The organism is Vibrio sp. R10-SG-ISO4 (genome assembly GCF_059834135.1).
This window is the reverse complement of record NZ_JCBDHJ010000008.1, coordinates 40,154-53,446: the sequence shown is the minus strand read 5'-3', so window position 1 is coordinate 53,446 and position 13,293 is coordinate 40,154. Positions and strand designations below refer to the sequence as shown.

Annotated in this window: 13 protein-coding genes; 3 read left to right on the top strand and 10 right to left on the bottom strand. The window is 51.3% G+C overall.

Annotated features, from left to right (window positions below):
• Window positions 1-150: 150 nt before the first annotated feature.
• The 3 genes from AC6R03_RS04085 to fabB form a co-directional block, all read right to left on the bottom strand.
• The gene (locus AC6R03_RS04085) at window positions 151-1,164 is read right to left on the bottom strand and encodes an aspartate-semialdehyde dehydrogenase (protein WP_500632280.1); all 1,014 of its coding nucleotides are present in this window, start codon (window positions 1,162-1,164) and stop codon (window positions 151-153) included.
• Entirely contained in the window at window positions 1,161-2,294 is a 1,134-nt protein-coding gene (locus AC6R03_RS04080) for a 4-phosphoerythronate dehydrogenase (RefSeq protein ID WP_500632281.1), read from the bottom strand. The genes AC6R03_RS04085 and AC6R03_RS04080 overlap by 4 nt, the downstream gene beginning before the upstream one ends.
• Before the next feature lie 234 nt (window positions 2,295-2,528).
• Window positions 2,529-3,740, bottom strand: a complete 1,212-nt coding sequence (gene fabB / locus AC6R03_RS04075) for a beta-ketoacyl-ACP synthase I (RefSeq protein ID WP_487902647.1) — start codon at window positions 3,738-3,740, stop codon at window positions 2,529-2,531.
• A gap of 130 nt (window positions 3,741-3,870) precedes the next feature.
• Here fabB and mnmC point away from each other — a divergent pair, with 130 nt between their 5' ends.
• Window positions 3,871-5,886, top strand: a complete 2,016-nt coding sequence (mnmC, locus tag AC6R03_RS04070) for a bifunctional tRNA (5-methylaminomethyl-2-thiouridine)(34)-methyltransferase MnmC2/FAD-dependent 5-carboxymethylaminomethyl-2-thiouridine(34) oxidoreductase MnmC1 (RefSeq protein ID WP_500632282.1) — start codon at window positions 3,871-3,873, stop codon at window positions 5,884-5,886.
• 48 nt (window positions 5,887-5,934) lie between these two features.
• Here the strand turns inward: mnmC and AC6R03_RS04065 are convergent, their stop codons facing one another.
• Entirely contained in the window at window positions 5,935-6,207 is a 273-nt protein-coding gene (locus tag AC6R03_RS04065) for a YfcL family protein (protein ID WP_500632283.1), read from the bottom strand.
• A gap of 157 nt (window positions 6,208-6,364) precedes the next feature.
• On the opposite strand from AC6R03_RS04065, the gene AC6R03_RS04060 reads away from it, so the two are divergent.
• Window positions 6,365-7,483 carry a DUF6923 family protein gene (locus AC6R03_RS04060; protein WP_500632284.1) on the top strand — a complete coding sequence of 373 codons (1,119 nt, stop codon included), beginning with the start codon at window positions 6,365-6,367 and terminating at the stop codon, window positions 7,481-7,483.
• 151 nt (window positions 7,484-7,634) lie between these two features.
• Here the strand turns inward: AC6R03_RS04060 and AC6R03_RS04055 are convergent, their stop codons facing one another.
• From AC6R03_RS04055 to prmB, 3 genes are all read right to left on the bottom strand, one after another.
• Window positions 7,635-8,165, bottom strand: coding sequence for an elongation factor P hydroxylase (locus AC6R03_RS04055; RefSeq protein WP_500632285.1), 531 nt, complete (start codon window positions 8,163-8,165; stop codon window positions 7,635-7,637).
• Between the two features lie 112 nt (window positions 8,166-8,277).
• Entirely contained in the window at window positions 8,278-9,363 is a 1,086-nt protein-coding gene (aroC, locus tag AC6R03_RS04050; RefSeq protein ID WP_500632286.1) for a chorismate synthase, read from the bottom strand.
• A 193-nt stretch (window positions 9,364-9,556) separates the two neighbouring features.
• Complete coding sequence (prmB, locus tag AC6R03_RS04045) at window positions 9,557-10,489, bottom strand: 50S ribosomal protein L3 N(5)-glutamine methyltransferase (protein WP_500632287.1); 933 nt, start codon at window positions 10,487-10,489, stop codon at window positions 9,557-9,559.
• Window positions 10,490-10,552: 63 nt separating this feature from the next.
• On the opposite strand from prmB, the gene smrB reads away from it, so the two are divergent.
• The gene (gene smrB / locus AC6R03_RS04040; RefSeq protein ID WP_334555259.1) at window positions 10,553-11,083 is read left to right on the top strand and encodes an endonuclease SmrB; all 531 of its coding nucleotides are present in this window, start codon (window positions 10,553-10,555) and stop codon (window positions 11,081-11,083) included.
• A gap of 3 nt (window positions 11,084-11,086) precedes the next feature.
• Here the strand turns inward: smrB and flhB are convergent, their stop codons facing one another.
• The 3 genes from flhB to fliQ are packed head-to-tail and all read right to left on the bottom strand — an operon-like array spanning window position 11,087 to window position 13,287.
• Entirely contained in the window at window positions 11,087-12,217 is a 1,131-nt protein-coding gene (gene flhB, locus AC6R03_RS04035) for a flagellar biosynthesis protein FlhB (RefSeq protein ID WP_334555258.1), read from the bottom strand.
• Window positions 12,218-12,226: 9 nt separating this feature from the next.
• A complete protein-coding gene (fliR, locus tag AC6R03_RS04030; protein ID WP_500632288.1) occupies window positions 12,227-13,009 on the bottom strand; it encodes a flagellar biosynthetic protein FliR in 783 nt (260 codons plus the stop codon).
• An 8-nt stretch (window positions 13,010-13,017) separates the two neighbouring features.
• The gene (gene fliQ, locus AC6R03_RS04025; protein ID WP_487902641.1) at window positions 13,018-13,287 is read right to left on the bottom strand and encodes a flagellar biosynthesis protein FliQ; all 270 of its coding nucleotides are present in this window, start codon (window positions 13,285-13,287) and stop codon (window positions 13,018-13,020) included.
• Window positions 13,288-13,293: the final 6 nt, after the last annotated feature.

Below are 13,293 nucleotides of genomic sequence, written 5' to 3'. Positions count from 1 at the left end.
AAATATATCGGATAAACGCAGTAAAACTATAGGCTGAGAGCCAAAAAATGTGTGTCCTACGCCATAATCGCATGAATCTCACACTAATTTTCTTACTTTGATTAAAAAAGCCTCGCACTAGGGCGAGGCTCTTAAAAGCGAAGCACACACTCAGTAGTAATCGCGAACCAACACTTCGGCGATTTGTACCGCGTTGGTCGCCGCGCCTTTGCGGACGTTGTCGGCCACCACCCACAAATTGACGCCACTGTGGTGGCTAATGTCATTGCGGATTCGTCCGACCATGACGTGATCTTTGCCGCCAGCATCGCGAACTTGGGTCGGAAAATCCTCGCCATGGAATACTTCAACCCCTTCGGTTTGCTCCAGCATCTGCACGACTTCGCTTGCGTCAATCGGCGCACGAGTTTCTACGTGGACCGCTTCAGCATGGCCATAAAACACCGGCACGCGAACGCAGGTCGGGTTCACCGTAATGGATGGGTCATTAAAGATTTTTTGCGTCTCCCACACCATCTTCATCTCTTCTTTGGTGTAGCCGTTTTCCATCATCTGGTCGATCTGTGGAATACAGTTGAACGCGATCTGCTGAGAGAACTGGTTGGTTTCAGCAGGTAGCCCATTGAGCAACTTGGCCGTTTGCCCTGCCAGCTCATCAATACCGGCTTTGCCTGCTCCTGACACTGATTGGTAAGTCGAGACATTGATGCGCTCGATTCCGACGGCATCATGAATTGGCTTGAGCGCCACCAGCATTTGAATGGTCGAGCAATTTGGGTTAGCGATGATGTTGCGGTTACGAAATTCCGCAATCGCTTCTGGATTGACCTCAGGCACCACAAGAGGAATGTCATATTCGTAGCGGAAATGTGACGTATTGTCGATCACGACAACGCCTTCCTCTGCAGCGATGGGTGCCCATTTCGCCGACAAATCACCCCCAGCAGAAAACAGCGCAATATGAACTTGAGACCAGTCAAAATTCTCAACATTCTCTACTTTGATCGTCTTGCCATTAAAACGGTAGCTTTTGCCTTCACTACGCTCACTGGCAAGTAGGTAAAGATCACCCACGGGAAATTTACGTTCTTGTAAAACGTCTAAAATCGTCTCACCGACGGCGCCTGTCGCGCCCAAAATGGCAACATTGTATTGCTGGCTCATTGATTTACCTCAACCTGAAAACCTAGTTTGGCTAGGGGTGACAACTGACAATCAGCCGTCCCCACTAGCGTGATAGCACTGTATTCGCGTCTATCCCAGTAATTTTTACGCATGGCGTCAAAGGCGCCGGGCTGACCGATTTCTCGGCGAAACAGTGCATCATCTTTACGCACATCATAGACGAGCTGTGTGATCGTGTGTAGCGTCGCCTCATCCCACGCTCGATTGAGCTCAAGACGAGGAACCGGCGCGTTCGGCAACAGATCACTGGCGTTCGCGCTCAACTCTTGATTTAAAAACTCACAAAAGGCATTAAAGAGCATCGTCGTGCCACGAGCTTTCCCCTCAAGCCCATATCCAGCCACATGAGGGGTCGCGAATGCTAGCAGAGGCAGCAACTCCATATCAACCTCAGGTTCAAATTCGAACACGTCCAGTGCTGCAATAAAGCCATCTTGACGCGCAAGCCGCGCCTTAAGTGCACTGTTGTCCACGATGGGACCCCGCGCCGCATTGATCAAGATTTGGTCACCGCGTAAACGGTTGAGTACCGCTTCATCGATAAGGTGATGGGTAGGATACTCACCCTCTTTCGTAATCGGCGTATGGATGGTGATAATATCCGCTTGCTCGAGCAAGTTATCCAGCGGAGTAAACGAACGCATGTCGCCTTGCGCTTGTTTTGGTGGATCATTGATGAGCACTTGAATGCCGATCCCTTCCAAACACGCTTGTAAGTAGCTGCCTACCTGACCAGCACCAATAATGCCAACGGTTTTATCAAACACCGAGAAACCGTGTTGCTGCGCTAGCACCATCATCACACTCACCACATATTCAGCAACGCCGACTTTGTTGCATCCGGGAGCGGCGGTAAAGAAGATACCTCGTTCACGCAATAGTGCTTGGTCGACATGGTCCATCCCCGCCGTTGCGGTGCCGACAAATTTCAGTTTATTGGCGTTGGCGATAAGCTCTGCGTTCACTTTGGTGACGGAGCGAATCATGAGCGCATCCACATCGATAAGGTCTTGCGCAGTGATTTCTCGGCCTGATTTCAACACCACCTCACCCAGTTGGCTAAATAGCCCTTCGGCGTAAGGCATGTTTTCATCGATTAGAATTTTCATGGTGTGCTGTCTTTGATTAAAGGGCGTTGGGGCGATTGTGCAGAAAAGCAGGCTCGGTGTCGAGTAGCACGCCCCGCCTGACGTAAAAAAGCCCGGCGCATGGCCGGGCAATTATCCAGAACAAAAGGATCCTAACCCGCTCTCCATGGGTCAGAGTCTGCGTCTGTTCGGCGGTGAGTAAAACTCTTCACCACCAGTCCTGGAAACGGGTGTCTGGCGAACCAGCGCGAGCGATTAAGCTTGGTACTTTTTAATCACCAACGTCGCGTTCGTTCCACCAAAGCCGAAGCTGTTTGACATCACAGTGTTCAACTCAGCGTCACGCGCTTGAGTCACGATATCAAGGCCTTGAGCCGCTTCGTCGAGATTTTCGATGTTCACACTTGGGGCAATAAAGTTGTGAGTCAGCATCAAAGTTGAGTAGATGGCTTCATGCACGCCTGCAGCGCCCAATGCGTGACCTGTCATCGCTTTCGTTGCTGATATTGCTGGGCTGTTTTGACCAAACAGCTCTTGAATCGCACCAAGCTCTTTAACATCACCAACTGGTGTAGAGGTGCCGTGCGTGTTGACGTAATCAATGCTATCGACAGCTTGCATCGCCATCTTCATACAACGCACCGCACCTTCACCTGATGGTGCCACCATATCGTAGCCGTCAGAGGTTGCGCCGTAGCCAACAATTTCGCCGTAAATTTTCGCGCCGCGCGCAAGCGCGTGCTCAAGCTCTTCAATGACTAACATACCGCCCCCCCCAGAGATAACGAAACCATCACGGTCCGCATCGTAGGTACGAGACGCTTTTTCTGGTGTCTCGTTGTACTTAGTCGACAAAGCGCCCATCGCATCAAACATCATGGTTTGAGACCAATCGAGCTCTTCACCACCACCGGCAAATACGATGTCTTGTTTACCCAGTTGAATCAGCTCCATCGCGTGACCAATACAGTGCGCAGAAGTCGCACACGCCGAGCTCATTGAGTAGTTCACGCCGCGGATTTTAAACGGTGTCGCAAGACACGCAGAAACCGTCGATGACATAGTGCGAGGCACCATGTATGGGCCAACACGTTTCACGCCTTTGGCACGCATGGTGTCAGTCGCCACCGTTTGATTAAGCGCAGATGCGCCACCTGAACCTGCCACAATACCGGTACGATCGTTAGAGACCAACTCTGGAGTCAGGCCTGCGTCTTCGATCGCTTGTTCCATTGATAGGTAAGCATACGCAGCCGCATCACCCATAAAGCGCATCTGTTTACGATCGATGTGCTCTGCTGGGTTGATTTTTAGATCACCCCAAACCTGCGAACGTAGACCGTGTTCTTTAAACTGCTCAGAGGCAGTGATACCAGATTTTCCTGCTTTTAGAGACGCTAACACTTCTTCGGCGTTGTTACCGATACTCGAAACAATACCCATACCGGTGATTACGACACGTTTCATTATGACAATCCTATAAATTAAATTTCCGCTAGATAATAACGAAGTTGCCCTGCAAAAGTGGTCAGCTTTCCCATAAATCCGTACAATCTTCACACTTTTAATGTCTAAATAGAAAGAATTCTGACTCTCTATGACCACTATTTCGCACGCCCAGCTTGGCTGGAATGAAGCTGGCACACCAGTTTCCGACCAATTTGACGACGTCTACTTCTCCAACGTCAATGGTCTTGAAGAAACCCGTTATGTTTTCCTGACCCAAAATCATCTTCCGCAAAGATGGCAGGAATATGACCAACGCCGTTTTGTGGTGGCAGAAACCGGCTTTGGCACAGGGCTTAACTTCCTTGCGTTGTGGCAATGGTTTGATGAATTTAGACAGCGCCATCCTGATGCGCCACTTAAAGAGCTGCATTTTGTCAGTTTTGAGAAGTACCCCCTAAGTAAAGAAGACTTGGCCAAGGCCCACCTCGCATGGCCTGAGCTGGCCAGCTACGCGCAAAAGCTGCAAAAGCACTATCCGATTGCAGTGCCTGAGTGTCACCGTATTGTGCTCGATGACGGTGCCGTGACGTTAGATCTCTGGTTTGGTGACATTAAAGATTGCCTCCCTCTGGTTCCAGTGCCTGAGCAAGGTTTCGTCGACACCTGGTTTCTCGACGGATTTGCTCCGAGTAAAAACCCAGAAATGTGGAATCAAACGCTGTTTGACGGCATGGCGAGACTCGCCAAGCAAGGCTGTCACTGCGCCACCTTTACTGCCGCCGGTTTTGTCCGTAGAGGGCTGATTGAAGCGGGCTTTGCGATGAAAAAAGTCAAAGGCTTTGGCACCAAAAGAGAGATGATTGCGGGTGAGTTGAGTGAACGCACACCTTACAGCAACCTCTCCCCCCTATTTGCGCGGCCAAATAGCGCAGACGCAGAGTCGATCGCCATTGTTGGTGGTGGCATTGCCAGCGCAACTTTAGCCACGGCGCTGATTCGACGCGGGAAACGCGTCACGCTCTATTGCCAAGATAAAGCCGCAGCAATGGGCGCCTCTGGCAATCGACAAGGCGCGGTGTACCCACTGCTCAATGGCACCCACAGCGGCGTGTCACGCTTTTTCGCCCCTGCTTTTCTCTTCGCCCGTCAATTTGTCGAGCAAGCCAGTGAACGCTTTCATTTCGACCACGACTGGTGCGGCGTCACTCAATTGATGTGGGATGAAAAATCACACACCAAACTGAGCAAACTGAATCAAGTGGGCTTTGATGCTCAACTGGTTAGGCCATTGGACCCAGCGCAGACGGCGCAAACCGTCGGCTTACCGTTGACCATGCCTAGCGTGCATTATCCATTGGGCGGCTGGCTCTGCCCGGCAGAGTTTAGTCGAGGAATGATTGACGATTTATCGGCACACCCTCTTTTCGAGGTTCGCTTTGAGCATAAGGTCACCGAGCTAAAAGCGCACTCAGAGGGCACTTGGACGGTATGCAGCCAACAGGAGTCCCGCACCTTTGATGCGGTGGTGGTCGCCAATGGGCATCAATTTACCGACCTTACGCAGACCTCCACTCTGCCACTTGGACGAGTGAAAGGACAAGTAAGTCATATCCCGACCACCGATCGATTAAGCAGCCTGCGCAACGTACTTTGTTACGATGGCTACATGACGCCAGTAAACCCGAAGACCCAGCAGCATTGTATTGGCGCTAGCTACGATCGCACGAGCCTTGATACAGAGTTTGATCCTGCTGCGCAAATCGACAATGGCGAAAAACTCAAGCGCTGCCTCCCCAACCAAGATTGGACTCAGGATGTCGATACCAGTGAGAACAAATCTCGCCAAGGCATTCGCTGCGTGAGCCGCGACCATCTGCCGTTTATCGGTGCGGTGGGTCTGCAGAGCGCGACGGTGGAACAATACAAAACATTAGCAACACAGCAAGAGGATGAGGCGCTGCCGGTACCAAGTTATCCGAATCTATATTGCATGTTGGGGCTAGGTTCGCGTGGATTGAGCAGCGCACCGTTGCTGGCGGAAACACTCGCTTCACAGATGTGTGGCGATCCGATGCCACTGCCTGTCGACATCCTCGACGCCTGTCACCCGAGTCGGATGTGGGTAAGAAAATTAAGAAAAGGGAAGCCTATTACTGAGTTGTAATAGGCTTTAGTCAACAAGGCCCGATTGGCTGACTCAGGCTCCTAAGACTTAGGCACGTAAGGCTTGGTCAGCTAACTCGGCCCATAGGTCATTCACTATGGTGCGATCAGCAGGTGACAACTCGCTGCGCGCCTCATCTAAACTGGCTTGAATGCGGTGCTTGAACACGTCAAGATCGACGATCCCCTCTTCTTCACACGCCGCGGCGGAGAGAGAAATGTGCCCACGCAGGTAGCCACCTGCAAACAACTCATCTTCCGATGCTGTCTCAATACGCGCATCAATTAGCGCAAGCAACGCTTCTTCGTATTCCGTGATCATTCTTTGTAGCTACCTAAAATCAGTTTGATTCTCAAAAAGAGGCCAAAGCTTCTCACATTGAGAAACCCAAGGCAAATGCTTGTGTTCACAAGGGGTTGTCCTCTGGCATATCGGTTGCAATAGGGAGTTATGCACCGCAAACAACCAAGGAATTGCTATGAAGATGTCCCGATTGTCCGTCAACGTTCTCGTCGCCTTATCCCTCGCCGCAGCGCATTACAACGCGCGCGCTGAGGTGCCTTTTGCGCAATGTCCCACCACTCAGGCGTTTCTAATTCAAAACCCAAATGGCTTCCCAGTGGCATATGGTGTCGACATCGACCTCGGCAGCTATCGCACGCTCGAGTCCAATATGGGCAGTGCAAAGCTTAATTGCGCCGGTTACAGCAATCATGATGATTTTATTTGCGCGTGGGATTACGATGCCAAGACTCTGGCTAAACTCGATGCCGAATTCGTCAAATACCCGCTCGAGATGACTCAGCCCGCCGGCGTACCCGAGCGCATCTATGTTGGTGATGTGGCGGTGCATACTAATGCGTGGTTTGGCTACCACCCTTCATATGGCCTAATTAAGGCGGATCTCGAGACTCTGGTCATGACGCAAGTGGCCAATCCGTCTGATTTCGGCACGCCTGCGATTTATGATCTCGCGTTTCATCCTGACAATGGCCTCGCCTATTCGATTGATGCTAACGGTTACTTGATTGAGATTGACGTTGAAGCCGGGAGTTCAACGCGTCTTAACCAAGTGTTGAACAAAGATCTACTCGGCTACAAGCTCACCTTTGGTGCTATCTATTTTGACGTTGACGGCAATCTCTATGGCAGCAACAAGGCCAGCGGTTTGGTGTTTCGTGTCACCCTAGACGGTACTCAATCCAGTGCGGATTTTTTTGCCTACGGCCCTTCCAGCAACTCGAATGATGGCGCACGCTGCGCGTTAGCGCTAGTGGTCGCCAGTGACAACACAGACTTTGGTGATACGCCAGACAGCTATCAAACCAGTTACGCTGCGCTCGGCGCGCGCCATGGTATCAGTGGCTTGACGCTCGGGCTCAGCGTGGATGGTGAGAGCGAGGCTTATCTTCCTCCATTGAGTGATGACAGCGCCGATGGACTCAACGACGACGATGGTGTCGCGTTTCCCGTCCCGCTGCAAGTGGGCCAAACCAGTACGGTGCAAGTTACGGTCACTGGCGCAAGCGCCGACAGCGTGCTCAATGGCTGGATTGACTGGGACAGAGATGGGGAGTTTGACTCCAGCAAACACTGACGCCGTGCAGACATCCCCATCCGCAACGCCAGCGGCAACCATTGGTCATCACTGATTGCTGTGGTGTGGGTTATGGAAGAAGGCAGCGTACCAACCTCATACACCTACCAACATGAAGGCGAGTCAGAGGCGGTGTGGCTGATTCCAAGCTCTATTTGACGATAAAGGCGTCAGGTTTAAGTGGCGGGGTTTGGTAGAAGGCACGCAATGCCTCAGACAATGCCAGCACACGCGGCGGCAACCCCGTCGCTAAAATGGACATCACTTCTTGATGGACTTTTTGCATGAACCCGAGGCGGTCAGGTTCAACGTCGCCATTGAGATTGTCGCAACTGACACTAAATGCAAAGCCAGCGCTGACCGATAGGATCCACTCGTACGCCTGCGGACGTATCTCCACTTGTTCAAACTGCGCTTGAACCTGTTCATCGCGGCCATCGGGGTGATACCAATAACCAAAATCTTCCAGTAAACGGCGATCAGGGCCTGCCACACACCAATGGGCAATTTCATGCAGTGCAGACGCATAGAAACCTCGTGCAAACACGATGCGATGGTAAGGAGTAGAGTCATCCGCGGGAAGATAGATAGGTTCATCACCGCCAAGTTCAAGACGGGTCTGATACAGTTCAAAAAAGGTCTGATTGAAGAGTGCAATCAAATCGCGATAATCGTGGGTCATCTATGTGGAAGTTCAAAGTAACGATGCACGCCATTGTACCCGACTCCGCAGCCAGCGTTAAGACGCGCCACAGCGAAAAGAAAACGGCTTCCTTGCGAAGCCGTTTGAACGATTAAATTTTCGGGGTTTGCGTTGTGACACCGTGGTTTTGACCGCGATGACGCAGCAAGTGATCCAGCAACACAATCGCCAGCATGGCTTCAGCAATCGGCACTGCGCGAATGCCAACACAAGGGTCATGGCGGCCTTTGGTAATCAGCTCGGTCGACTCCCCTTGCTTGGTGATGGTTTCACCCGGTACGGTAATGCTCGACGTTGGTTTGAGCGCTATATTCGCGACAATGTCTTGCCCAGTCGAGATACCGCCTAAGATGCCACCAGCATGATTGCTACCAAAACCGCTTGGCGTGAGGGTATCACGATGCTGGCTGCCTTTTTGGCTTACCACATCAAAACCATCGCCGATTTCGACGCCTTTTACCGCATTGATGCTCATCAGTGCATGCGCAATGTCGGCGTCTAAACGATCAAACACTGGCTCGCCAAGTCCAACGGGTACGCCAGTGGCGACCACTTGCAATTTGGCACCGATAGAGTCGCCTTGTTTTTTCAAATCTCGGATCAATTGATCGAGCTGCTCGACCTTATCCACATCCGGGCAGAAAAATGGGTTGTTCTCGATCTCATCCCAATCGACTTTCTCAATGGCGACATCGCCCATCTGCGATAGGTAAGCGCGAATTTCGACACCAAACTCTTGCTTAAGGTATTTCTTCGCAATCGCGCCCGCCGCAACGCGCATCGCTGTTTCACGAGCAGACGAACGGCCGCCACCTCGATAATCACGCACTCCATACTTTTGATAGTAGGTGTAGTCAGCATGACCGGGACGGAACTTGTCTTTGATTTCTGAGTAGTCTTTTGAGCGTTGGTCGGTATTTTCAATCAGCAAACCGATCGAAGTCCCGGTCGTTTTCCCTTCAAACACACCGGAAAGGATTTTTACTTCATCAGGTTCGCGGCGTGCAGTGGTATAGCGAGAAGTGCCTGGACGACGACGGTCGAGATCCGTTTGAATATCTGCTTCTGAGAGGTCTAAACCTGGAGGGCATCCGTCAACGATACATCCTAGTGCGATACCGTGACTTTCTCCGAATGTGGTCACTCGGAAATGTTGTCCGATACTGTTTCCTGCCATTACTTCCTCGTATTATTTCAGCCTTGTCAATTAGGCTTTACACGTCAATTGTTCGTTTTTTCATAGTGTCTTTATTACGGTTTGATGTAAAGCCCCAAGCCAGAACTATTTTAGTTCACCTAGCCGCGAAAACGCTAGAGAGCAAAACGCCGAGCAAAAGCTCGGCGTTTGGGCGTGCACGGTTGGCAACAAATCAGTCTTTGTACAACTTGAATTCGTCGGCGCAAGCGACCAGTTGGTCACGAGTCAACAAGAAGACACCATGCCCGCCGTTTTCGAACTCTAACCATGTGAATGGGATGTCTGGATATTGCTCCATCATGTGCACCATGGAGTTGCCCACTTCACAAATCAAAATACCCTTTTCGGTCAGGTAATCGGGGGCATTGGCAAGAATGCGGCGCACCAGTTTGAGACCATCACTGCCCGCCGCTAAGCCGAGTTCAGGTTCATGGGTGAACTCTTGCGGCAAGCTGTCCATGTCTTCTTGATCCACATACGGTGGATTCGTGACAATTAAGTTGTAACGCTCTTTCGGTAAATCGCGGAACAGATCCGAGCGAATTGGGAAGACTTGTTGATCCATGCCGTGATCTTGAACGTTCTGTTCCGCCACTTGCAGCGCGTCGGATGAAATATCAATGGCGTCCACTTCCGCCTCTGGGAAGGCGTACGCACAAGCAATGGCGATACAACCACTGCCGGTACACATATCCATAATGCGCGTCGGCTCTTCGATTAGCCAAGGTTCGAACTGAGCTTGAATCAGCTCACCAATCGGAGAGCGTGGCACCAAGACACGTTCATCGACGAAGAATTCCAAACCACAGAACCAGGCACGATTCGTCAGATAGGCGGTAGGCGTGCGCTCATTGATGCGCTTCACCACACGCTCGACGACGCGCAGGCGCTCACTGCTGGTCAAACGAGAGTTGAGAACATGGGGAGGCACATCAATCGGAAGATAGAGTGTGGGTAGGATCAACTGAACGGCTTCATCCCAAGCATTGTCAGTGCCGTGACCGTAAAATAGGTGAGCGGCGTTGAAACGGCTGACCGTCCAGCGAATCATATCTTGAAGGGTATGCAGTTCCGATACCGCTTCTTCTACAAAAATCTTATCCAAAATTGCCTCCGAAAAGCGCTACAATACTGCCAATAGCATTAATCATACCTATTGAAATCACCCATGAACAAAAAAGACACCGATATTGATGACGATTTCGCCCTCTTCAGGGATGCAGTACAAGGCGTAAAAAAGTTGCGACAGGATACCATAGTCCAACAGCCAAAAAGAAACACTAAGCAGAAAGAAATCACACGCAGCGCACGTGAAGCGAGCGACTCGGAGTTTTACTTCTCTGACGAGTTTGTACCGCTCCTCAATGAAGAAGGGCCAACACGCTACGCCCGCGACGACGTGTCACAGTATGAGGTGAAGCGACTCCGCCGTGGCGTGTACGTGCCTGATGTCTTTTTGGATATGCACGGTATGACGCAACTGGAGGCCAAGCGTGAACTCGGCGCGATGATTGCCTATTGCATCAAAAACGAAATTGCCTGTGCCTGTGTTCAGCATGGCATCGGCAAACACATCCTGAAGCAAAAAACGCCGCTATGGCTGGCCCAGCACCCTGATGTGATGGCGTTTCACCAAGCACCGCTTGAGTTTGGTGGCGATGGCGCGTTGCTGGTTTTACTCTCGATCCCGGAAAAATAATCATTACTGGCGCAAATCTGGCGGGATAGGGAGTTCGGACGCCTTGAGCTTCGGCCTTTGACCGCCACGTTTGCGATACTGCTTGAGCTGGAACACATACGCCAACACTTGAGCCACTGCGGTAAACAGCCCATCTGGGATCTCTTGCTCCAACTCTGTTGAATGATACAGCGCCCGAGCCAATGGCGGAGCGGGGATCACGTAGATATCATGCTCTCGCGCCACTTCTCGAATTTTAAGCGCCATGTGATCGGTCCCTTTCGCAACTACAATCGGCGCGCGATCTTTATCTTGCTTGTACCTGAGCGCCACGGAAAAGTGCTCTGGGTTGGTAACAATCACATCCGCTTGCGGCACTTCTGCCATCATTCTCCGCTGAGCCGCTTCCCGTTGTAGCATACGAATACGGCCTTTTACCTCAGGTTTACCTTCAGTCTCTTTGTACTCGTCTTTGACCTCTTGCTTGGTCATTTTCAATTGGTTGGCGTGCTGCCAGATTTGGAACGGAATATCGATGGCGACCACCACCAACAGTGAGCAGCTAATCAAGAGCACAAAGTTGAGTAAGATATCGAGCGCATGGAAGATGTTTTGCGGGTAAACGTCCATACTCAGCTGAAACAAATCCTGCTGCGCTGAGTTGATAAGAAAGATCGCCACACCGGTCACCAGCGCCACTTTAAGAATGGATTTCAGCAGCTCGACCCAGCTTTGCAGACCGAACATGCGCTTAAAACCACTCAGCGGGTTCATTTTTGACCATTTGGGCGTCGCGGCTTCTGCTGAAAAGCTGATACCACCAACACCCGCTGCGCCAATCAGCGCGGCAACAAACAGCGTCACCAGAATCAGCAATAATGGCAATATCAAACTGCCTAGCGACCCGAGGGCGATGTCGAACAGTTTGACTTGATCAAACACTTCCTCACGCGACAAAGTGAACAAGCGGCGCATTACTTGAAACAAGCCACGTGCCAACCCTTCACCAAACCACATTAAAGCAATCGCGCCCACCACAAGGACGGAGACCGACGCCAGTTCTTTAGACCTTGCAACCTGCCCTTTCTCTCGAGCCTGTTGCAAGCGCCTGGGCGTGGCGTCTTCGGTGCGTTCTTGACCGTCGGATTCTGCCATCGCGCTCCCTTAACAATCCAACCGGATGAAGCGGCACACTTGCGCTTCACCTTGTAACCAGAATAGCTCATAGTGGCTATACAGGCCGGCGATAATGTACCAACAGAGCAGCAAACCCACCATCAGCGCAAAAGCAAAACCGAGCGAGAAGATATTCAACTGCGGCGCCGCACGCGTCATAACACCAAACGACAGGTTGATGGTCAGTAGCGCAATAATGCCCGATAGCGACATACTCAGTGCAACATTAAACATGATCCCCAGCCAGCTCGCCAACTCTTGAAAATCGGCACTCGTCAGCGACCCTGAGCCTATGGGTAGAGATTGAAAACTCATCACCACTAGCATGATCATCTTTAAGTGGCCATCCGTCGCCAGAAAGAATAGCGTTGCCAAAAACATGAACAGTTGACCGAGCAGCGGCGTATTCTGTCCATTGGCAGGGTCTACCATAGACGCAAAACCCAAGCTCGACTGCATACCCAAGATTTGGCCGAGAATGACGAAGGTTTGAATCATAAATTGGGTCACGGTACCCATCGCCACGCCGATGATGATCTGCTCAAGTAACGTCATAAAACCGGCGAATGAGAGCAGCTCAATATTATCAGGGACGGCGGGGATAGCGGGCATAACGGCAAAGGTGATGGCTAAGCCCAAATAGAGTCGAACACGATTAGAGACAAACCGCGCGCCGGTCACCGACATCACCATCAACATGGCGGCAATGCGCGTGTAGGGCCAAAAGTAGTTGGCAATCCAGTCGAGGACGACGCTAGCGGGATATTCCATACCCGCTCCTAGTAGAGAACCTGAGGTAGTCGCTCAACCATGGCAAAGAAATACTCCATGAGCATTTGTGTCATCCAGTGAGCAAACAGCATTAACGCTAGCAATGTGACAATCAAACGTGGCAAGAAACTCAACGTTTGTTCGTTAATCGACGTTGCGGCTTGGAAAATCGCCACCACAAGACCAATCAGCAAGCTTGGGATAATGATGGCGCACACCATAATGAGCACCATCCACAGTGCGCCGCGAAACATTTCGACAAAAACCTCTGGCGTCATGGTCTC